The sequence below is a fragment of the Microbacterium sp. LWH10-1.2 genome, from assembly GCF_038397765.1.
GTDB classification, from domain to species: Bacteria; Actinomycetota; Actinomycetes; order Actinomycetales; family Microbacteriaceae; genus Microbacterium; species Microbacterium natoriense.
In genome coordinates this window covers 1,332,960-1,353,551 of record NZ_CP151638.1, presented here as the reverse complement: position 1 = coordinate 1,353,551, position 20,592 = coordinate 1,332,960, and the positions used below count along the sequence as shown (strand labels likewise).

Here is a 20,592-nt window from a genome sequence, read left to right as displayed (position 1 = left end):
GCGTCACCCTGGCTGGTCCGCGACGTCGTACACGTCGCGGACCAGCCAGTGCCCGTTAAGGCGCACGAGCACGAGCATCCGCTCGCCCTCGGAGGGAGAGCCGCCGTCCTCCCCTGCGACCGCTGACATCCGCACCACTGCGACGTCGCCGTACTCGTCCACCAGCGCGAGTTCCGGTCGCCCATCACCCCGCAGCGCGTCCGCCAGCGCATCGACGACACCGGCTGAGCCTTCGGCCACCGCCTCCGTGCACGCGGTATCGGCCTCGGCGAGGCACTGCGAGATCGTGTCGAGAAGCACGGGACCCGACGCCAGCGGATCCTCATCTGGGCCCGGCGACTCCGGCGCGCTGTGCGGACGTGCACCAGGTGTCGCAGCCGGAGACTCCGGCGGAGTGGACGCCCGCGTCTCCGGTGTCACAGCACCGACCGTCTCTGCGCCATCGGTGGGCCACAGCAACCCCACGGCCAGGACTGCCACAGCGGCGACACCGGCGATCATCTGCGCTCGGCGCCGGTGGGGCCTCGGCACCCGTCCGCCGTCGCCCTCCCGACGTTTGTCACTCCGTCCGTCGTCACGCGGTTTCTGACCGATGCGGCTCCGCAAGCCAGCGCCTGTCACCCGCGCAACACCCCGACCGGAGTCAGGTCGTAGGCGGAGAAGCAGGTCGGCCATCGTCCCGGAAGCAGCCCGCCCCCATCCCACCAGAGCTGAGCGGACGGCGCGTCCTACTCCCCTGGACACATCGCCCTCGTCAGAGGCGCGTCGCAGTTCCCGCCGACTCCATACCTGCGCGCGGGGGTCCTCGTCGCGGAGCATCTCGATGTCGCGAACCCTCTCTGGCGCCAGGACTTCCCGGTCGAGCGCCTTCGGCGCCGCGAGCTCGAACAGCTCCGCCTCCCATCGCGTGAGGTGCTGAGGCAGCATCCGCGGCCTGCTGCTCCCCTCCGTGAGCCCACCCTGCACGGAGGAGAGCAGCCGCCCCAGCGCCCGGTCGGTGCATTCCCGCTGCACCAACTCGACGATCCGCGCGGTCGCGATCCGCACGTCTTCGCCCTCCCCGATCACGAACATCGGCCGGCCTCCGTCCGTGATCCACCAGGTGCCGCTCCCCTCGGCAATCCTCTCCCCGCACTCCGCCACGCCCCGCAGCAGACTCGCCACGAGGGTGCTCACCTCCCCAGGGGCGAGCGTGGACCCCGCAGCGGCTCGGCGCCCCAGAAACGCCGAGATCCGCTCCGTGCACCACGGCAGCAGCACGTCGTGCCCGTCGGCACGACGCACGAGGTCGAGCGGACCGGCCACATGATCGCTCCCCGCGAGCATCCACCCCGTCCACCCGCTGAACGCGGCCGCATCCGCGCAGACGGCGACCCCTTCGCCGTCTGCGACCAGCGTGCCCCGGAACGGCCCCTCGTCCGCATCGAGCACCCTGATCGCGCGGTGCGCACCGGGCACCAGCCCGGTCGTCGCGTTCATCTCCCTCACCATGCGACCATGACAGCGCATCCGCCTGCGCCGTGGTGGCGAAAGCGGGTGATGTGGATGGATCCGTCGCGAATCAACCGCTGTGGACGAAGAGTGGAATCCGCCCGGCGCGAACGGGACATCGGACGCACCGGGGAATCGGTAGGCTGATACCCATGGCAAACCGCGCGTCCGCACCTGAGAAGCGTCCTGGGTTCTTCTCCCAGATCAGGTCCCTCTTCAAGTTCACCCGTGAGATCTATCCCTGGCTTCCGTGGGCGCAGATCGCCATCCTCGTCGCCGGCGTCCTCGTCGGACTGATCGCCGGATACGTCATCCCGCCGTTCCAGATCTGGACGCTGGTCCTGTGGGGCATCTCCGGTCTCATGCTCGGCATCCTCGGTGCGATGTTCCTCATGACGCGCCTGTCGACGTCCGCCATGTACCAGAAGATCGACGGCATGCCCGGCGCGACAGGTCATGTGCTGAGCACGAGCCTCGGCCGCAACTGGCAGGCCTCCGAGACGCCGGTGGGCATCAACCCGAAGACGCAGGATGCCGTGTACCGCACGGTCGGCCGCGGCGGCGTCGTGGTCGTCGGTGAGGGTTCTCGCGGACGCCTCACCCGCCTGGTCAACGATGAGCGCAGCAAGGCGGAGCGCGTCGCGCACGGCGTCCCCGTCACGGTGCTCTACGTCGGCCATGGCGACGACGACGTCACGATCGCCGACCTGGCGAAGACCATCAAGAAGCTTCCGAAGGCCATCGACAAGGCGACGATGGGCGCGGTCATCCGCCGCATCGACTCGGTCTCCCAGTCGCTCTCCTCGCTGCCGATCCCGAAGGGCATCGACCCCACCAAGGTCCGTTCGCAGCGTCCGCGCTGATCGAACGCCCCGCACACGAAGAAGCGCGGCCGCACCTCATCAGGAGGACGGCCGCGCTTCGTCGTTCACTCGGAGAGCGGCTGACGGGGCAGACGACGCACCTTCGCACGGCGCCGACGTCGCTCAGGGATCATGGAGCGCATCTCATCGAGCTTGCCGAAGCAGAAGAGCCGATCGTCGGCCTCGAGGATCACGTGCTTGCGCGGGTTGGGGATGACGCTGACGCCCCTGTGCAGCGTGAGCACGGTGATGTCGCGCTCCCACAGCCCCGCTTCACCGAGCGTCTTCCCGACGAGATCGACGGCCCCGTGGACCATGAGCTCCGCCACTCCGTAGCCGGTCGAGACGGTGAGCCGCTGCCGCACGTCGATCTCAGGGAAGGCGACCTGCCCGGCGATGTAGTCGATGATCGCACCGGCGACGTCGAGCTTTGTGGCGGTCTCGATGCCCTGGAGCCCCGGAGAGGAGTTCACCTCCATGACGAGCGGGCCGTCCTCGCCCTCCAGCATGTCGACTCCGGCGACGCGCAGGCCCATGATCTGCGCCGAGCGCACCGCGGCGCGCTCGTACACGGGGTCGAGCTCGATGGCCTCCACTGAGCCGCCCCGGTGCACGTTCGACCGGAACTCGTCGCCGGCCGCCGAGCGTCGCATGGCCGCCACGACGCGGTCGCCCACGACGAGGGCGCGGATGTCCTTGCCACGGCTCTCCGAGATGAACTTCTGGATCAGCACGTTCTGCTTCGTCGAGTGCAGGGTCTCGATGATCGCCTCGGCGACCTTGACCTGCGGAGCGAGGATGACCCCGATGCCCTGCGTGCCCTCGAGGAGCTTGATCACGACGGGGGCGCCCCCCACGCGTTCGATCGCCGGACGCACGTCGGCGCGATTGCGGACGAAAGCGGTCGGCGGCATCGCGATGTTGTGGCGCGACAGGATCTGGTTCGCGCGGAGCTTGTCGCGCGCACTGGAGATGCCGTTCGCCGTGTTCGGCGTGTACACGTCCATCTGCTCGAACTGGCGCACCACGGCGGTGCCGAAGTACGTGATCGAGTTGCCGATGCGCGGCAGGATCGCGTCGTAGTCGCTGAGCTGACGCCCCCGATAGTGCAGGTCCGGTTCATCGGCCGTGAGGTCTATCGCGAAGCGCAGCGTGTTCAACACCTTGACGTTGTGCCCGCGCTGGAGTGCCGCTGCACGGAGTCGTTGGGTTGAGTACGCCTGCGGCGCACGGGAGAGCACAGCGATCTTCACGAAGTTTTCCTGCCAGGATGTATCGGGTGAGTAAGACATCCCATTCAAACACTCTTATCGGGTGGCGAGAATGGGTGAGCCTGCCCGATCTCGGCGTCGACTGGTTGAAAGCCAAGATCGACACGGGCGCGCGCACCTCATCGCTGCACGCTTTCGAGATCCGCGAGTTCGAGCGCGACGGCGAGGAGTGGGTGCGATTCCGCGTCAAGCCCTGGCAGGACAGCCAGGAGGACACCGTCGAGGTGGAGTGCCCCGTGCACGATCGGCGTGCCGTCCGCAGCTCCTCTGGCCACGCTCAGGAGCGTTTCGTCGTCGAGCTGCTCATCCGCCTGCACGACCGCGAGGTCCTCGCCGAGGTCACGCTGAGCAACCGCGACGAGATGGGGTTCCGGATGCTCATCGGCCGCGAGGCGCTGCGTCAGGGGTACGTCGTCGATCCCGCCCGATCCTTCGTGGGCGGACGCGCGCCTCGAGAGGCGCGCCGCCGCAACCGCGGCAAGGAGTGAGCCGCGTCAGGCGCGGATGAGCATCAGCCCCGACGCCTTGTCGTGAAGCCCCCGCTGATCGGCGTCCCACACCACCGCGGGGATGACAATGACCAGCAGGAGCGTGCGGACGACGGGGCGCCACAGGCCGACCCAGCCGGGGCCGGCGAAGGGAACCACGCGCATGCCGAGAATGCGGTGCCCCGGGCTGCCGCCAGCGGTGGGGATGAAGAGGATCTGCATCACCGCGAACACGGCCATGGGCGCGAACTGGCTGAGACCGGCCTCCGAGGGCAGCGCGAACTGGTTGAATCCGAAGAACGCCGTCGCGATGATGCTCGCCGCCGCGTAGTCGATCAGCAGCGCGCCGATCCGCCGGCCGGGGCGGGCGATGCTCCCGGGACCTTGCTCCGGAAGACCGAGTCGTTCACCGGGGTACGAGTTCACAGCATCCGTCACTTGTCCAGCCTACCCAGCGTCCGCGGATGCCTTCGCCGTAACAAGCTCGAAACAAAGCGGACACCCCGGAGAAATCCTCCAGCCGTACTGTGCAGAATGGCCGTGAAGCCATCGATCCGCATTACAGGAGTCGTACATGTTCAAAGATTCGTCCGAGGTACTGAGCTACATCACGGAGAACGACGTCAAGTTCCTTGACATCCGTTTCACCGATCTCCCCGGTGTGCAGCAGCACTTCAACATCCCGGCATCCACGGTGGACGAGGACTTCTTCGTCAACGGCCAGCTGTTCGACGGTTCCTCGATCCGCGGCTTCGCGAGCATCCACGAGTCCGACATGCAGCTCATCCCTGACGTCACGACCGCCTATGTCGACCCGTTCCGCGAGGCGAGCACGCTCGTCATGGTCTTCGACATCTACAACCCCCGCACCGGAGAGATCTACTCGAAGGACCCGCGTCAGGTCGCCAAGAACGCCGAGAAGTACCTCGCGTCGACCGGCATCGCCGACACGGCGTTCTTCGCGCCCGAGGCCGAGTTCTACATCTTCGACGAGGTCCGCTACTCCGTCACCGCGGGCGAGAGCTTCTACAAGGTCGACTCCGAAGAGGCCGCGTGGAACACCGGCCGTGAGGAAGAGGGCGGCAACCTCGGCAACAAGACGCCGTACAAGGGCGGCTACTTCCCCGTCTCCCCCGTCGACAAGACGGCTGACCTTCGCGACGACATCACCCTCAAGCTCATCGAGGCCGGGTTCATCCTCGAGCGCTCGCACCACGAGGTGGGCACCGCCGGTCAGCAGGAGATCAACTACCGCTTCGACACCATGGTGCACGCGGCCGACGACATCCTGAAGTTCAAGTACATCGTCAAGAACACCGCGGACCAGTGGGGCAAGACCGCGACGTTCATGCCGAAGCCGCTCTTCGGCGACAACGGCTCGGGCATGCACACCCACCAGTCGCTGTGGAGCGACGGAAAGCCGCTCTTCTACGACGAGGCCGGCTACGGCCAGCTCAGCGACATCGCGCGCTGGTACATCGGCGGCATCCTGGCGCACGCTCCGGCGCTGCTCGCCTTCACCAACCCGACCCTGAACAGCTACCACCGTCTGGTCAAGGGCTTCGAGGCTCCGGTCAACCTGGTCTACTCGGCCGGAAACCGCTCTGCCGCGATCCGCATCCCGATCACGGGCTCCAACCCGAAGGCGAAGCGCATCGAGTTCCGTGCGCCCGACGCCTCCGGCAACCCGTACCTCGCCTTCGCCGCGCAGCTCATGGCCGGCCTCGACGGCATCAAGAACCGCATCGAGCCGCACGAGCCCGTGGACAAGGACCTCTACGAGCTCCCGCCCGAGGAGGCCAAGAACATCCCGCAGGTGCCGAACTCGCTGCTCGACTCGCTGGAGGCCCTGCGCGAGGACCACGCCTTCCTCCTCGAGGGCGGCGTGTTCACCGAGGAGCTCATCGAGACCTGGATCTCCTACAAGTACGAGAACGAGATCCTGCCGATGGCCCAGCGCCCGCACCCGTTCGAGTTCGAGCTGTACTACGGCGTCTGATCGTCCGACGTTCACGATGTGCCCGTCCCGACCTGCGTCGAGGCGGGCACATCCGTCTGCGCCCGGGTCCCGAAGAACAGGCTGACGGAACCCCCGATTCCTCGGTACTCTCGATCGATGCCCGCCCACATCCGCCGCGCCGCGCCGATCGTCGCACCCGTCGTTCGATGACGTCACACGACTTCGCAGAGATGGCGGCCGCGCTGTACTCCGGTCTACCCGCCGAGTTCGTCGCGACGCGGAACGCGTTCGCGGCAGCGGCCGCCGATCGCGACACGGGCGATCGGATACGCGCGCTCAAGAAGCCGTCGGTGTCGGCGTGGGTCGTGAACCTGTTCGCCCGCGAGCGGCCCTCCCAACTCGGTGAGGCTCTGCAGTTGGCGCAGGAGCTCCGCGACGCGCAGGCCGACCTCGACGCTGCGACGCTTGCGGCACTCGGCCGTGAACGCCGCGCACTCACTCAGCGCCTGGCTGCGGAAGCGACCTCACTGGCGTCGGCACAGGGCGAGCGCATCACGCCGGCCACCTCCGAAGCGGTGCGGCAGACACTCACCGCGGCGTTCTTCGATCCGGATGCAGCGGCGGCCGTCGCTTCCGGTCGGCTGATCAGAGAGCTCGAGCCCTCCGCCCCGGTCGATCTGGAGGCGGCCGTCGCGGGCGGAGTGTCGGATGCGGCGCCCGCTTCCGCTCCTCCTCTCGACGAGGTGCGAGCGCGACGGATGCGGCGGGATGCGGAACGTGCGGTCAGCGACGCGGAGAAGGCTCTTGCTCACGCCGAACAGCAGCAGCACGCAGCGCAGAGGGCGGTGAGGGACGCCGAGGCTCTGACCGCTCGGCTGCCCGCGCAGATCGAGGAGCTCGAGACGGAGCTCGCACGGATGCGCGATCGACTCGCCAAGGCGACGGCGGATGCCTCGGCCGCTCAGGCGCTCCTGGATACGGCGACGTCCGACGTCGTGAGCGCAGCGGAGGAGCTGTCCGCATCACGGCAGCGCGTGAGCGAGCTGTGATGACGGCCTCTCGAACCCGTCGAACGAGCAACGGCTAGTCGTCGACGGCGCCCAGGTCCAGCATCCATTCGTTCACGACGAGCTCGCCGCCCCGGAAGGTCTCGGTGATGGTCCCGACGAGGGCGAAGCCGTTGCGTCGGCAGACGCCGTTCGACGCGGCGTTCTCGGCGCCGGGGAACGCGGTGAGGAACCGGCGCCCCGCGCGGTGCTCGCGCGCATCGACCACGAGCAGCGCGAGAGCCTCCGATGCCGCCCCGCGCCCCTGCGCCTCGGGGAGGACGAACCATCCCGTCTCCAGGGCCGCTGAGCCCCGCCAGTCGACGTTCCACCAGCCGATCGACCCGAGCGGCACACCGTCATCCTCGATGACATACATCCGCGCCTCTCCCGACTCCCCCAGCCGCAGATAGCGGGCGTGCCGGTCGACGAGCTCCTGCTCGCTCTCCGGTCCGTTGAGGTGGGCCGTCATCGTCGGAGTGTTCGCCTGTGTCAGGAGGGGGAGGTCTTCCGCGGACCAGGGACGGAGCAGCAGTGCGGTCATGCCCAGACTCTCCCACGCGGCTCGGACACTCCGCGGCGGACGCCGCCGCAACCGGCTTGACTCCGGAGCGCGCGCCTGCTCAACTGACAGTTCCGAACCGACACCTGGGGGCACGATGCGACGCCGTCGACCGATCACCACGCCTGAGACGACGAACACGGCGCAGCCGTACCAGGGCACCCGCCCTCAGCCGCAACCGACGACGGCCGCCGCCGCGATCTCGCGCATCAACCCGTTCGTGTTCGGCCTGTTCGGGGCTCTCGGCGTTCTCGTCGCGCTGACCCTAGGCGGCATCGTCACCCAGCTCGGAACGGTGCTCGTCTACATCGGGTTCGCCGTGTTCCTCGCGCTCGGCCTCGATCCGATCGTGACCTTCCTCGAGAAGCGGTTCTCCATTCCGCGCCCCGGCGCCGTCGCGATCGTCGTCGCGATCGTGCTGCTGCTCTTCGCGGGGATCATCCTGGCGATCGTCCCGATCCTCGTCGACCAGATCAGCAACCTGATCGAGAACGGTCCGAAAATGGTGAGCGACATCCAGCACGCCGCCTGGTACAAGGACCTCACCGCCCAGTTCGGCGCGAACTTCCAGGACGCGACCGACGCCGTCCTCAAGTTCGTGAAGGACCCCAGCAACCTCCTCAACATCGGCGGCGGCGTGCTCGCCGTGGGCACCGGCATCGCCGGCGGCTTCACCGGTGTCACGATCGTGCTGATCCTGACCCTCTACTTCATGGCCTCCCTGCGCAGCATGAAGAAGGTCGCCGCCCGCTTCGTGCCCGCCTACCAGCGCGACACCTTCAGCAGCCTCGTCGAGGACGTCTCCGGCGCCGTCGGCCGCTACGTCATCGGCCAGGTGAGCCTCGCCCTGGTGAACGGCGTCCTCAGCCTCATCGTGCTCTCGATCATCGGCGCCCCGGTGCCGGCCCTGCTGGCCCTGATCGCGTTCATCGGATCGATGATCCCGCTCGTCGGAACGCTGTCGGCGTCCATCGTCAACTCGCTGATCTGCCTCGTCGTGAGCCCGGTCACGGCGCTCATCGCCTTCATCTACTACCTCATCTACATGCAGATCGAGGCATATGTCCTCTCCCCGCGCATCATGAGCAAGGCGGTCGCCGTCCCCGGCTCGCTGGTCGTGATCGCCGCGGTCGCCGGTGGCGCCCTCGGCGGGATCGCCGGCGCCCTCGTGGCGATCCCGGTCGCGGCGAGCATCATCATCATCGTCCAGAAGGTGCTCTTCCCCGCTCAGGACGGGAAGACCACGCCGCCCGCCGTCAGCGCACGATGAGAGCGCCCGGCTGCACGGTCGCGACGAAGGACGCGACCTCGCCGACCTCCTCGCCGTCCACCTCGAACTGCTGAGGGGAATCCAGGGTCACCGAGATCGTCTGCGCAGCCACGTGGCGAGTCGACTCCGTGCTGACCGCCTCCGTGCCCCCGCCGAGGAGACGCCGGATGCCGTTGTCCCACACGACCGACCTCACGGTGTCGAGCCACTGCAGCGCCCCGTCGGCGCTCACGAGCAGCAGATCCAGCTGCCCGTCGTCGAGCACGGCATCCGGGAGCAGACGGATGCCGCCCTGCAGCATGCCGCAGTTGCCGATGATCATGGTGTGCCCACGGACCTCCTGGGCGTCGCCCTCGTCCAGCGTGAGGGTGATGTCCGTCATCTCCGTGCCCGCCAGCGCCCGCCCCATCGCCTCGACGTAGGCGAGCCAGCCCGCACGGTCCTTCAGATCGTCGTTCGTCTCCACGAGCATCTGCGCATCGACGCCGAAGCCGACCATGACGGTGAAGGCGCGCTTCTCCCCCTCGAACTCGACCCAGCCGATGTCGATGCTGCGGGGCTCGCCGTCCTGCACGCGCTCGAGCGCCGCGGTGATGTCGTCGAGTGGCACACCGAGGTTCCGCGCGAGCAGATTCCCCGTGCCCTGCGGGACGATGCCCAGCGCCACCTCGGTGCCTGCGAGCACCTCTGCGACCGCTCGGACCGTACCGTCGCCGCCGACCGCGACGACGACGTCGCAGCCCTCGTCGATCGCGGAGGACGCCATACCGCGCCCCGGGTCGTCCTCGCTCGTCTCCCACCACACAACCTCCGCGGTGATGCTCTCCGAGACAGCGGCGCGTAGCCGCTCCTCATCGATCTTCGAGGGATTCCAGATCACACCGAGCTTCGAGATCGTCATGGGGCCAGCCTGCGCGAGTGGAGCCCGGATAGCAAACCGGACTCACCCGTAGAAGAGCGCCTCGAAGGCCTTCCTCGCCCGTCGGGTGACGCCGAGATAGTCGTCTTCGAGCACGGAGGCCGATCTCTCCGGATAGCCGAGCAGGATCCCCAGTGCGTCCAGCTGACGCGGCTCGACGGGCAGCACGTCGCTCGTCTGCCCGGTGTACAGGGTGATCGCCGAACGCAGCCGACTGGACAGGCGCCACGCGGCGCGCAGCAGGTCGGCTGACGCCGCAGGCACGAGCTCCGCATCCACCGCCGCATCCAGCGCGGCGATGGTCGACGTCGTGCGCAGAGCGGGCACGGCGTGCGCATGCTGCAGCTGCAGCAGCTGCACGAGCCACTCGACGTCGCTGAGCGTCCCGGGACCGAGCTTGAGGTGGCGCCGCGGGTCGACGCCCTGCGGCAGCCGCTCCCCCTCCACCCGCGCCTTGATGCGCTTGATCTCACGCGTGCCCTGCAGGTCGATCGCCTCCGGGTACCGGATGCTGTCGGCGAGGTTCGTGAACTTCGCGATCAGCTTGGCGCTCCCCGCGACGCCGCGCGCCCGGAGCAGGGCCTGGGCCTCCCACGAGAGCGACCATCGCCGGTAGTACTCGGCGTAGGCCTCGATCGAGCGCACCACAGGGCCGTTGCGCCCCTCAGGGCGAAGATCCGCGTCGAGGTCCAGCGGCACCCGGTGATCCGTCAGGTGCTCACGGAGACCGGCGACGATCTGCGTGGAGAGCTTTTGCGCGCGTTCGGGGTCGATGCCGTTCGCGTCGTACACGTAGAGGATGTCGGCATCCGATCCGAAACCGAGCTCCGCGCCGCCGAAACGCCCCATGCCGATCACGGCGAAGTCGAGCGCCGCGTCCTCCTCTGGAACGATCTCGCGCTGCACCGCCCTGAGGGCGGCCTGGATGGCGGCGTCGGTGATCTCCGTGAGGGAGGTCGCGACCTCCTCGATCGTGAGGACGTCGAGAACGGCGCCCATCGCTGTTCGGAGCAGTTCTCTGCGGCGCAGAGCCCGCACGGCGCGCAGCGCATCGACGACGCTCTCGTGACGCGTCTGGATCGCCCTGGCCTCCTCGTCGAGCGCGGCCCCGCTGCGCGGTCGCAGCAGCTCCGTGCTGTCGAGCCAGGCGACGGATTCGGGGATCCACTCCATGAGCTCGCCCACGTACCGCGACGAGGAGAGCAGACGCGTGAGGCTCTCGGCAGCGCCGGACGAGTCGCGCAGCATCCGCAGGAACCACGGGGTGTCGCCGAGCCGCTCGCTGATCCGGCGGAAGGCGATCAGGGCGTAGTCGGGGTCGCTGCCGTCGGCGAACCACCGCACCATGATCGGCATGAGGTGCCGTTGGATGGTCGCCTTGCGGCTGAGGCCGGTCGTGAGCGCGCCGATGTGGCGGAGCGCGCCGGCGGGGTCACGGAAGCCGATGGCGGCGAGGCGGTCGTGCGCCTGCGCCGTCGAGAGCGTGCGCTCCTCCTCCGGCAGGGCGGCGACGGCGGAGAGCAGAGGGCGGTAGAAGAGGCGGATGTGGATCTCGCGCACCTCGCGACGCACGCTCTCCCATCGCGCCCACACGCCGTCTCCGGACTCCGCGAGGCCGGTGCTGCGGGCGAGCACGCGGAGCCCCGCGGGAGTGCGGGGCATCAGATGGGTTCGGCTGAGCTCCCTCAGCTGCAGGCGGTGCTCCATCAGCCGCAGCACGCGGTAGTCATCGGCGAACGTCGCCGCCTCCGCTCGACCGATGTAGCCGCCCTCGACCAGTGCGTCGATGCTCTCCAGCGTGCCGCGCGTGCGGATGCGCGGATCGGTGAGCCCGTGCACAAGCTGCAGCAGCTGCACGGTGAACTCGATGTCTCGGAGGCCTCCGGCTCCCAGCTTGAGCTGATACGGCGCATCCTCCGGATCGATGTGCTCCATCACGCGCTCCCGCATGCGCTGAACGCTGTCGACGAAGTTCTCCCGCGCCGCGCTCGACCAGATCTTGGGCTGCACGGCCTCGATGTACGCGTCGCCCAGCTCGGCGTCGCCGGCGAGGGGACGCGCCTTCAGCAGGGCCTGGAACTCCCAGCTCTTGGCCCATCGGTCGTAGTACGCCAGGTGCGAGGCGAGGGAGCGCACGAGCGCGCCCTGCTTGCCCTCGGGACGGAGCGCCGCGTCGACCTCCCAGAGCGGGGGCTCGACCTCGATCCCGCTGAGGCCTCGCATGGTCTCGCGCGCGAGACGCGTCGCGATGTCGATCGCCCTGGCCTCCGGGACGAGATCCTCGTCTTTCGTGCCGCCGACGAAGATCACATCCACGTCGCTGACGTAGTTCAGCTCGCGAGCTCCGGCCTTCCCCATGCCGATGATCGCCAGTCGCGTCGCCGCCACGTCCTCGGTGCGCAGCGTCACTCCGAGCCGGGTGCGCGCGATGGCGAGTGACGCCTCGAGAGCGGCCCCCGCGATGTCGGCGAGAGCCGCTGCCACGTCTCCGACGATCTCGACGGGACGGGGGTGGCCGAGGTCGTAGGCCGCGATCGCCACGAGGTGGCGGCGGTACGCGACGCGCAGAGTCCCGAGCGCGGCGTCGTCTCCGGATGCCGCGAACCCGTCCTCGGCGCCGACGGCGTCGAGAAGCAGCCCACGGAGGTCGGACGCCGAGGGCAGTGCGTGCACCGACGTCCGCAGCACGTCGAGCTGCTCGGGGTGTCGTCGGAAGAAGTCGGCGAAGCCCTGAGACGCGCCGAACACCTGCCACGCGCGGCGCCGCGTCTCCGGTGCGCCCAGCAGCGCCCGCAGTTCGACGGTGTCGCGCCAGGCCACATGGAGCATCCCCTGCACGGCGGCGTCGGGGTCAGCCGCATCCGCTCCGTCGAGCAGCTCCGCCCTCTCGATGCCGAGAAGGGTCGACAGCTCGGCGAGGGATGCCGCGGCCTCACTGAGCTCGGCGAAGCCCAGCCTGGCCAGCGCGGAGAGCGAGACGGAATCGTCCGAACGGGCCATGCGCGACTCAGAGGAGCTCGAGGTTGTTCTTCAGCTCCAGCGGAGTGACCTGGCCGCGGTAGGACTCCCACTCCTTGCGCTTGTTCAGCAGCACGTAGTTGAAGACGGACTCCCCCAGTGTCTCTGCGACGAGCTCGGAGTTCTCCATGTACTCGAGTGCATGGTCGAGGCTCGCGGGAAGGGCCGAGTAGCCCAGCGCACGGCGCTCGGCGTCGCTGAGGGACCACACGTTGTCCTCGGCCTCTGGGGGCAGCTCGTACTCCTCCTCGATGCCCTTGAGACCGGCGGCGAGCATGAGCGCGTACGCCAGGTAGGGGTTGGCCGCCGAGTCGAGGGCGCGGTACTCCACACGGGTGGAACCGCCCTTGTTCGGCTTGTACATCGGCACGCGCACGAGCGCGGAGCGGTTGTTGTGGCCCCAGGTGACGAAGCTCGGAGCCTCGTCTCCGCCCCACAGCCGCTTGTACGAGTTGACGAACTGGTTCGTGACGGCAGCGATCTCGTTGGCGTGCCTGAGGAGTCCGGCGATGAAGTGGCGTCCCGTCTTGGAGAGCTGGTACTTCGCACCCTCCTCGTAGAACGCGTTGCGCTCGCCCTCGAAGAGCGACATGTGCGTGTGCATGCCACTGCCGGGCTGGCCGCTGAGGGGCTTCGGCATGAACGTCGCATAGACGCCCTGCTCGATGGCCACCTCCTTGATGACCGTGCGGAAGGTCATGACGTTGTCGGCCATCGTCAACGCATCCGCGTATCGCAGGTCGATCTCGTTCTGGCCGGGCCCGCCCTCGTGGTGGCTGAACTCGACCGAGATGCCGAGATCCTCCAGCATCCGCACCGAACGGCGACGGAAGTCGTGCGCGGTGCCGCCCGGCACGTTGTCGAAGTATCCGGCGGAGTCGACGGGAACGGGACCGTCCGGGCCGAAGGACGAGGACTTCAGAAGGTAGAACTCGATCTCGGGGTGCGTGTAGAACGTGAATCCGGCGTCCGCCGCCTTCGCGAGGGTGCGCTTGAGCACGTGCCGGGGGTCGGACACCGCGGGTCGTCCGTCCGGGGTGGTGATGTCGCAGAACATGCGCGCGGTCGGATCGATCTCTCCGCGCCACGGCAGGGTCTGGAAGGTCGTCGGGTCGGGCTGCGCGAGCAGATCCGACTCATAGCTGCGGGTGAGACCCTCGATCGCCGAGCCGTCGAAGCCGATTCCCTCGGCGAAGGCGCCCTCGACCTCGGCCGGGGCGATCGCGACGGACTTCAGGGTGCCGATCACGTCGGTGAACCACAGCCTGACGAACTTGACGCCGCGTTCCTCGATCGTCCGGAGGACGAAATCCCGCTGCTTGTCCATCGCTACTCTGCGACCTTGCCGGAGCCGGCGTCCCAGCCGTTCTCGGCGGCTTCCTCTTCGGCCCAGGCGCGCGAGCGCTCCTTGAGCTTCTCCGGTGCGTTCGCAGCCTCGGCCTCGGTGTCGAACGGTCCGACGCGGTCGGCGGACGGCGAGATCATGCCGAACTCGACCTGACCGGTCTCCAGGTTGTACCAGTACTTCTCATCGCCGTTGGTCATGGCCGATCCCCTTCTTCACGTGGTGTCATCGATCCTACTGGCGACGGCACCGGTCGCTAAGCTATCGACCATGGCTAAAGCGATCGGCGTCGATATCGGCGGCACGGGTATCAAGGCAGGACTCGTCGACCTCTCACACGGAACCATGGCTTCCGACCGGGTGCGTGTGCCCACGCCCGAGGGCGCATCCCCGCAGGACGTCCTCGTCGCCGTGCAGACGGTCCTGAAGACGCTCGACGTGCACGAGTCGACCCTTCCGCTCGGCGTGGCCTTCCCCGCCATCGTCAAGCGCGGGAAGACCCTCTCCGCGGCGAACGTCTCCAAGGAGTGGCTCGACTTCGACGCCGAGCGCTTCTTCCGCGACGGACTCGGTCGCAACATCGTGTTCGTGAACGACGCGGATGCCGCGGGCGTCGCCGAGGCGCGCCACGGCGCCGCCAGAGACGTCCAGGGCCTCACGCTCCTCACGACCCTCGGCACGGGCATCGGGTCGGCGTTCCTGTACGACGGCGTGCTCGTCCCCAACTCCGAACTCGGACACCTGAACTTCGGCACCTACGACTCCGTCGAGAAGTGGGCCGCCACCTCCGCACGCGAGCGCGAAGGACTGAGCTGGTCCGAGTGGGCGGAGCGGCTGCAGGCCTTCTACTCGCACATCGAGTTCCTGTTCAGCCCCGACCTGTTCGTGGTCGGCGGCGGCGTCTCCAAGAACGCCGGCGACTTCCTCCCGCTGCTCGAGCTGAAGACGCCGATCGTCCCGGCGATCCACCGCAACAACTCCGGCATCATCGGCGCGGCATCCCTCGCCGGCGACTGAGCCCGCAACCCACACGACACACGAAGGCCCCGCTGAATCCAGCGGGGCCTTCGTCGTGCCGAACCCGCTACTGCTTCACCACGAACAGGTCGGAGGGATTCACCGCCAGCTGCAGAACGTCGCCGGTCTTGAGCGGCCAGTCCAGGTTGCTGTACTCCACGAACGAGTACGGTTCGAGACAGAACCGGTCGCCGATCGCGAACTCGCCGTCGCCTTGCGCGACCGTGTACGACTCGATGCGTCCGGCGGAATCCCTCGCCACGGTTCCGTCGGCGGTGTCGCTCGGACCGCGGTCGATCAGATCGGGACCGGTCCAGTACACCCAGTGTCCGTCGACTCCGCCGCCTCCCAGGAATCCCAGCTTCGACCGCCCGACGCATCCGCTGATATCGGGCATGGTGGCGCCCTTCCGAAGAAGGAGGCGATCTCCCGGCGCGATCGACTCCGGAGTGATGTTGTTGAGGGACGCCAGCCCGGCGACGCCGAAACGCTTCTCGATCGCGGCCAGCGAATCGCCATAGGTGACCTCGTAGCCCACGAGTGCGTCCTCGTAGAAGACGACTTCTCCCTCGGCGCCGTCGATGAACCCGGTGTCGACCGGCTCGGACGTGGCGATCAGTGCAGGGTCCACCGTCGGTTCCGGCGACGGTTCGACCGCGGCCGGCGTCTCCGCGGACTCCGGCACCGGAACCGTGCACCCGGCGAGAACGACCGCGGCCAAGGCGACGAGAAGCGCCGACGTGGCGGCTGTGCGGCGTGACCTAGACGCACGCTACCGCGGGATCGGCGGAGAGACCAGCGTCCAGGGTGCGAATGGGCCGACCTGTACGCCGGGTTCTGTTCCGGGGTTCTTCGCCCCTTCGACGGCCATCTCTCTCGGCGACACGTTGCCGTGGCACTCTAGCGGTCTACCCGAGGACTCGGCGAGCCGCGTCAACATCCTCTGTCTGACCTTGCTCCGGACGAGGTTTACCTGGCGGGCCGTGTCACCACGGCCCCCGGTGGTCTCTTACACCACCCTTTCACCCTTACCCCTTGCGGGGCGGTCTGCTCTCTGTGGCACTGTCTCGCGGATTGCTCCGGGTGGGCGTTACCCACCGTCCTGCCCTGAGGAGCCCGGACGTTCCTCGGTGCGGTTGCCCGCCACGCGACCGTCCAGTCGACCCATTCGCCCGTCCAGTCTACCGGGACTACTTCTCCGCGGATTCGGCGATCCGCAGATCGAGCGGCACGTCGATGGGGAAGCCTCCGAAGAGTCGCGTGGTCGCCACCGCTGCAGCCTCGCGCACGGCCTGGGCTGCGGCCTCCGCCTGCTCGGCGGGCACGTGCAGGATCACTTCGTCGTGCAGGAAGAACGCCAGATGCGGATGCCGCGCGAAGGGTCCCGAGGCGAACGCCGGCGCCTCCGACTCCGGAAAGTCCCTCAGCCGATGCCTGATCTCCGCGAGCCAGATCAGCGACCACTCGGCAGCCGTGCCCTGGACCACGAAGTTGCGGGTGAAACGGCCCCAGTCGCGGGCGCGCCGACGGGCGAGGGCGACCTCCGTCTGATCGACGTCGGCGTCCGTCGCTCTGGCCTGCATGCGCGACCACTCATCCGACGGGCGGGGCGACGAGCGACCGAGCCAGGTCGAGACGACCCCGCCGTCCTCGCCCTTCCTCGCCGCCTTGTCGACGTGCGCCATCGCCCGCGGGTACACCTTGCGGAGCCTCGGCACCAGTCGCCCGCTGTCCCCCGTCGTCGCGCCGTACATCGCACCGAGCACGGCGTACTTCGCCTCTTCGCGCGTCCCCACGGCGCCGGAGTCGACGACACCCGCGTAGAGGTCGCTCCCCTGCGCCGCCCGCGCCATCGCCCGATCGCCGGCCATGGCGGCCAGCATCCGCGGCTCCAGCTGAGCGACGTCCGCGACGACGAGCATCCACCCGTCGTCGGCGCGCACCGCCGTGCGGAGCATGCGCGGCAGCTGCAGCGCTCCCCCTCCGGCCGACGCCCACCGTCCCGTGACGACGCCGCCGGGGATGTAGATCGGTCGGAAGCGCCCGTCGTGGACCCACTCGGACAGCCACGTCCACCCGTTGGCGCTGAGCAGACGCGCGAGCTTCTTGTACGCGAGGAGAGGCTCGACGACGGCGTGGCTGTGCTGCGCGAGCTCCCAGCGGTTCGTCGACTCGACCTGCACCCCCACGCGGTGCAGGGCGCGCAGGAGCTTCGGCTGGCTGTCGAGGTTCAGCGTCGCGTCGCCGAGGATCGCGCGGACGCGGTCGGCCAGCTCGAGCATGCGCGACGGGACACCGCCCCCGACGGGTCGCGTCCCCAGCGTGTCCGCAAGGATCCCCCGATGGACGTCCTCGTTCCACGGGAGTCCTGCCGCGCGCATCTCCTCCGCGATGAGCCCGCCGGCCGACTCCGCCGCGCAGAGCAGCAGGAGGCGCCCGTCGCGGCCGTCGGCGATGACCCGACGCTGCGCCCGGTACTGATCCAGCGCGTCGGCGACCGGGTCTTCTGCGGGGTGTTGCTCCATCACGTCGAACAGCGCAGGTGCGTCGTCCGAGGGTTCGCGGCGCACCCAGGACGCCGACGGCGCCAGGGGACGCGCCACCGTGTCCGTGTCGCGGAGGATCGCGTGGCACAGCAGCAGGTCATGCGTGCGGGTGAGGAACACCCCGGCGTCGAGGAGCATCGGATAGATCTCCCTGGCGTGGCGGAGGATCCATCTCGGTGTCGCCTCGTCCTCGCGCGCGGCCACCCAGCCGGGCAGCTCGCTCGCGGAGAGCTCGTGCCTGCTGATCTCGACGTCATCGTCGCCGATCTCGACCGCGACGTATCGGCCGGAGCCCGTCGCCACCAGGGCGATCCTGCGCTCGGCGGGACGCCGCGAGGTCACCGCCGTGGCGCTCGTGGCGCGGAGATCACAGCCCGGATTCCTCGGTGCGCACCAGGATGCATCCGCACTCCGGGCACGACACGACGGCGTCCTCCGCCGCACGACGGATGTCGTTGAGGTCGGTGCCGGGCAGCAGGATGCGGCATCCTTCGCAGGTGCCGCGAGTCAGGAGGGCGGCGCCCGCGCTGTTGGCCGCGCGCCGCGCATAGTCGGCCAGCAGTGCCGCGGGGATCTGCTCGGTGATCGCGGCACGATCGCGCGCCAGCTGCTCGCCGAGTTCGGTGGCCGCCGCCACGTCGGCCTTCGCCTGCGCGGTGAGAGCCGAGCCCTCTGCCGTCGTGGCGTCCAGCAGCGCCTGCTGGGCGGCGACCGCGGCATCCGCCTCCTCGACACGACCCATCACATCGAGCTCGGCGTCTTCGAGGTTGCTCTGGCGCCTGGCGAGGCTGTCGAGCTCGTGCTCGAGTGCCTGCGCCTCCTTGGAGTTCGTCGCGGCGGCGAGACGCTCGGCGTCGCGGGCGCGCCTCTGCTCGACCAGCTTCACGTCGGACTCGAGACGAGTCAGCTCGACGCGCACATCGTCGCGGGTTCCGGTGAGCGTGGTCAGCTCCCGCAGCTGCTCCTGACGGATGGCGACGAGTTCGGTGATGCGCGGCCCCTGCACCGGCTTCGTGCGCGCACGATCCGCCTGGGAGATGCGCCGATCGAGATCGGCGACGTCGAGCAGGATGCGCTGGTGTTCCGGGCTGGCGTTCACGTCTTCAAATCTAGTCGGTGCGTGCGACGTCTCTCACTGCACTTCTCCGTCGAGGTACAGCCATCGCCGCCCCTCCCTCACGAAACGGCTGCGTTCGCGGAGTGATCCGCGCTCATCGCCCTGCTGCCAGAACGCCTCGAACTCGACGATGCCCTCGCGGTCGAAGGGGCCGCCGGCGACGCGGTCGATGATCAGGAGCCGTCGCCAGCGCAGTCCCGGCTCCAGATCCATCACAGGGGGTCGCGTCGAGCCGTGCCAGGAGGCGCGGAGATACGCGGTGTCGCCGAGCGAGAAGGCCGTGTAGCGGGACCGCATCAGTCGTTCGGCCGTCGGAGCGGGAGAGCCGTCGATCAGGGGGCCGCAGCATCCGCCGAGCACATCCCCCGATCCGCACGGGCATCTCTGGTCATCCATGGCCCCAGCGTACGCTGAAGGCATGAACCGCTTCACCGCCCACAACGGATTCCAGCTGCCGGCAATCGGACTCGGAACCTACGGTCTGCGAGGAGATGCCGGATCGGATGCCGTCGCCGCGGCGATCGGCGCCGGATACCGCCTCATCGACTCCGCGTTCAACTACGAGAACGAGGGCGCGGTCGGGCGCGGAGTGGCGGCGTCCGGCGCCGATCGCTCCGAGGTGATCGTGACGACCAAGCTGCCGGGTCGTCATCATGCAACGGCGAAGGCGCGGACGAGCATCGAGGAGAGCCGTTCCCGCCTCGGGCTGGAGACCACCGACCTCCATCTGATCCACTGGCCCAACCCGAGCCAGGACGAGTACGTCGAGGCGTGGCAGGCCCTGGTCGACGCACAGCAGCGCGGCGTGGTGCGGCAGATCGGCGTGTCGAACTTCCTCCCCGAGCATCTGGAGCGCATCGAGCGCGAGACAGGTGTGCGCCCCGTGGTGAACCAGATCGAGGTCCATCCCTACTTCCCGCAGACCGAGCAGCTCGCCTATCACCGTGAACACGGCATCCTCACCCAGGCCTGGAGTCCGTTGGGCAAGGGATCGGCCCTGCTCTCGGAGCCTGTCCTGGTCGAGGTCGCCGCGGCCCACGGCATCAGCGCCGCACAGGCCGTGCTCGCCTGGCATGTCGCCCGCGAGACCGTCGCCATCCCCAAGGCGACGTCTCTCGATCATCAGACGGCGAACCTCGCAGCGGGCTCCGTGGTGCTCGATGCGGCGGAGGTCGAGGCGATCACCGCGCTCGGGCGCCAGGACGGCCGGCTGTTCGGCGCCGACCCTCGGACGCACGAGGAGTCCTGAGATCAGCAGCATCACGATCGCCGGCATCGGCGTCGCCCCGGGGAGCGCGCGAGCGTACTTCGGTCTTCAGGCGGTCCTGGGCGCGCTCTGGTGGGTAGGGGTCTTCACGACGGACTCCCTGCGACACGCGACGCTCGGCGACCTCCCCGCTGCCGTGATCGCCGTCGCCGACATCCCCCTCTTCGTCCTCGCCTCGGCGCTCGTCGCATGCGGCATCCGCTGGGCGGTGTGGATCGTCGTCCCCTGGACCGCGTTGGTGGCCGCGGGCATGGCCGTCTACGCGACGGCGACGACGCTGGCGGGATGGGGCGCACTGCTCATGGCGCTCGCCGCGATGGGGTCGATCGCGGCGGGCATCGTCATCGTCTGGCCGAGCTCCCGTCGAATGGATCGTCAGCGGGCCGTTCGCCTTCCGCACGGCAGACGATGA

General features: G+C 68.8%; 20 protein-coding genes and 1 other RNA gene. 8 read left to right on the top strand and 13 right to left on the bottom strand.

Annotated features, from left to right (window positions below; genetic code table 11):
* Positions 1 to 3 precede the first annotated feature (3 nt).
* Entirely contained in the window at positions 4 to 1,479 is a 1,476-nt protein-coding gene (locus tag MRBLWH10_RS06440) for a hypothetical protein (RefSeq protein ID WP_341942057.1), read from the bottom strand.
* A gap of 164 nt (positions 1,480 to 1,643) precedes the next feature.
* Between MRBLWH10_RS06440 and MRBLWH10_RS06435 the strand changes: the two genes are divergently transcribed.
* Positions 1,644 to 2,354: a DUF4191 family protein gene (locus MRBLWH10_RS06435; RefSeq protein WP_105673049.1), complete on the top strand. Its 711-nt coding sequence runs from the start codon at positions 1,644 to 1,646 to the stop codon at positions 2,352 to 2,354.
* A 65-nt stretch (positions 2,355 to 2,419) separates the two neighbouring features.
* Here the strand turns inward: MRBLWH10_RS06435 and MRBLWH10_RS06430 are convergent, their stop codons facing one another.
* On the bottom strand, positions 2,420 to 3,607 hold the full coding sequence (locus tag MRBLWH10_RS06430; RefSeq protein ID WP_105673048.1) for a RimK family alpha-L-glutamate ligase: 1,188 nt from the start codon (positions 3,605 to 3,607) through the stop codon (positions 2,420 to 2,422).
* A gap of 17 nt (positions 3,608 to 3,624) precedes the next feature.
* Here MRBLWH10_RS06430 and MRBLWH10_RS06425 point away from each other — a divergent pair, with 17 nt between their 5' ends.
* Entirely contained in the window at positions 3,625 to 4,113 is a 489-nt protein-coding gene (locus tag MRBLWH10_RS06425) for an ATP-dependent zinc protease (RefSeq protein WP_105673047.1), read from the top strand.
* A gap of 6 nt (positions 4,114 to 4,119) precedes the next feature.
* Here the strand turns inward: MRBLWH10_RS06425 and MRBLWH10_RS06420 are convergent, their stop codons facing one another.
* Positions 4,120 to 4,551, bottom strand: coding sequence for an RDD family protein (locus MRBLWH10_RS06420; protein ID WP_223586358.1), 432 nt, complete (start codon positions 4,549 to 4,551; stop codon positions 4,120 to 4,122).
* A gap of 136 nt (positions 4,552 to 4,687) precedes the next feature.
* Here MRBLWH10_RS06420 and glnA (MRBLWH10_RS06415) point away from each other — a divergent pair, with 136 nt between their 5' ends.
* Together glnA (MRBLWH10_RS06415) and MRBLWH10_RS06410 are read left to right on the top strand one after the other, a co-directional pair.
* On the top strand, positions 4,688 to 6,112 hold the full coding sequence (gene glnA / locus MRBLWH10_RS06415) for a type I glutamate--ammonia ligase (RefSeq protein ID WP_105673045.1): 1,425 nt from the start codon (positions 4,688 to 4,690) through the stop codon (positions 6,110 to 6,112).
* A 167-nt stretch (positions 6,113 to 6,279) separates the two neighbouring features.
* Positions 6,280 to 7,122: a transposase gene (locus tag MRBLWH10_RS06410; RefSeq protein WP_341942056.1), complete on the top strand. Its 843-nt coding sequence runs from the start codon at positions 6,280 to 6,282 to the stop codon at positions 7,120 to 7,122.
* Positions 7,123 to 7,156: 34 nt separating this feature from the next.
* On the opposite strand, the gene MRBLWH10_RS06405 is transcribed toward MRBLWH10_RS06410, so the two are convergent.
* Positions 7,157 to 7,663: a GNAT family N-acetyltransferase gene (locus MRBLWH10_RS06405; protein ID WP_341942055.1), complete on the bottom strand. Its 507-nt coding sequence runs from the start codon at positions 7,661 to 7,663 to the stop codon at positions 7,157 to 7,159.
* Positions 7,664 to 7,778: 115 nt separating this feature from the next.
* Here MRBLWH10_RS06405 and MRBLWH10_RS06400 point away from each other — a divergent pair, with 115 nt between their 5' ends.
* Positions 7,779 to 8,951, top strand: coding sequence for an AI-2E family transporter (locus MRBLWH10_RS06400; protein ID WP_341942054.1), 1,173 nt, complete (start codon positions 7,779 to 7,781; stop codon positions 8,949 to 8,951).
* Here the strand turns inward: MRBLWH10_RS06400 and MRBLWH10_RS06395 are convergent.
* The 4 genes from MRBLWH10_RS06395 to MRBLWH10_RS06380 are packed head-to-tail and all read right to left on the bottom strand — an operon-like array spanning position 8,938 to position 14,433.
* A complete protein-coding gene (locus MRBLWH10_RS06395) occupies positions 8,938 to 9,852 on the bottom strand; it encodes a diacylglycerol kinase family protein (protein WP_341942053.1) in 915 nt (304 codons plus the stop codon). The two genes, MRBLWH10_RS06400 and MRBLWH10_RS06395, sit on opposite strands and share 14 nt — an antisense overlap.
* A gap of 42 nt (positions 9,853 to 9,894) precedes the next feature.
* Positions 9,895 to 12,870, bottom strand: coding sequence for a bifunctional [glutamine synthetase] adenylyltransferase/[glutamine synthetase]-adenylyl-L-tyrosine phosphorylase (locus MRBLWH10_RS06390; RefSeq protein ID WP_341942052.1), 2,976 nt, complete (start codon positions 12,868 to 12,870; stop codon positions 9,895 to 9,897).
* 7 nt (positions 12,871 to 12,877) lie between these two features.
* Complete coding sequence (glnA, locus tag MRBLWH10_RS06385; RefSeq protein ID WP_341942051.1) at positions 12,878 to 14,215, bottom strand: type I glutamate--ammonia ligase; 1,338 nt, start codon at positions 14,213 to 14,215, stop codon at positions 12,878 to 12,880.
* A gap of 2 nt (positions 14,216 to 14,217) precedes the next feature.
* Positions 14,218 to 14,433 (bottom strand): SPOR domain-containing protein, encoded by a 216-nt coding sequence (locus tag MRBLWH10_RS06380; protein ID WP_341942050.1) that lies wholly within the window; start codon positions 14,431 to 14,433, stop codon positions 14,218 to 14,220.
* Positions 14,434 to 14,503: 70 nt separating this feature from the next.
* Here MRBLWH10_RS06380 and MRBLWH10_RS06375 point away from each other — a divergent pair, with 70 nt between their 5' ends.
* Complete coding sequence (locus MRBLWH10_RS06375; protein ID WP_105673037.1) at positions 14,504 to 15,250, top strand: ROK family protein; 747 nt, start codon at positions 14,504 to 14,506, stop codon at positions 15,248 to 15,250.
* Between the two features lie 67 nt (positions 15,251 to 15,317).
* Here MRBLWH10_RS06375 and MRBLWH10_RS06370 read toward each other — a convergent pair whose 3' ends face one another.
* The 5 genes from MRBLWH10_RS06370 to MRBLWH10_RS06350 form a co-directional block, all read right to left on the bottom strand.
* Complete coding sequence (locus tag MRBLWH10_RS06370) at positions 15,318 to 15,881, bottom strand: LysM peptidoglycan-binding domain-containing protein (protein WP_341942049.1); 564 nt, start codon at positions 15,879 to 15,881, stop codon at positions 15,318 to 15,320.
* 179 nt (positions 15,882 to 16,060) lie between these two features.
* Positions 16,061 to 16,417, bottom strand: an RNA gene (gene rnpB / locus MRBLWH10_RS06365) — RNase P RNA component class A.
* A 23-nt stretch (positions 16,418 to 16,440) separates the two neighbouring features.
* Positions 16,441 to 18,138 carry a bifunctional 3'-5' exonuclease/DNA polymerase gene (locus tag MRBLWH10_RS06360; protein ID WP_341942048.1) on the bottom strand — a complete coding sequence of 566 codons (1,698 nt, stop codon included), beginning with the start codon at positions 18,136 to 18,138 and terminating at the stop codon, positions 16,441 to 16,443.
* 25 nt (positions 18,139 to 18,163) lie between these two features.
* Positions 18,164 to 18,895 carry a C4-type zinc ribbon domain-containing protein gene (locus tag MRBLWH10_RS06355; RefSeq protein ID WP_105673035.1) on the bottom strand — a complete coding sequence of 244 codons (732 nt, stop codon included), beginning with the start codon at positions 18,893 to 18,895 and terminating at the stop codon, positions 18,164 to 18,166.
* 33 nt (positions 18,896 to 18,928) lie between these two features.
* The gene (locus MRBLWH10_RS06350) at positions 18,929 to 19,309 is read right to left on the bottom strand and encodes a YchJ family metal-binding protein (RefSeq protein ID WP_341942047.1); all 381 of its coding nucleotides are present in this window, start codon (positions 19,307 to 19,309) and stop codon (positions 18,929 to 18,931) included.
* 22 nt (positions 19,310 to 19,331) lie between these two features.
* Between MRBLWH10_RS06350 and MRBLWH10_RS06345 the strand changes: the two genes are divergently transcribed.
* Positions 19,332 to 20,162: an aldo/keto reductase gene (locus MRBLWH10_RS06345; protein WP_341942046.1), complete on the top strand. Its 831-nt coding sequence runs from the start codon at positions 19,332 to 19,334 to the stop codon at positions 20,160 to 20,162.
* A 154-nt stretch (positions 20,163 to 20,316) separates the two neighbouring features.
* Positions 20,317 to 20,592 carry a hypothetical protein gene (locus tag MRBLWH10_RS06340; protein ID WP_341942045.1) on the top strand — a complete coding sequence of 92 codons (276 nt, stop codon included), beginning with the start codon at positions 20,317 to 20,319 and terminating at the stop codon, positions 20,590 to 20,592.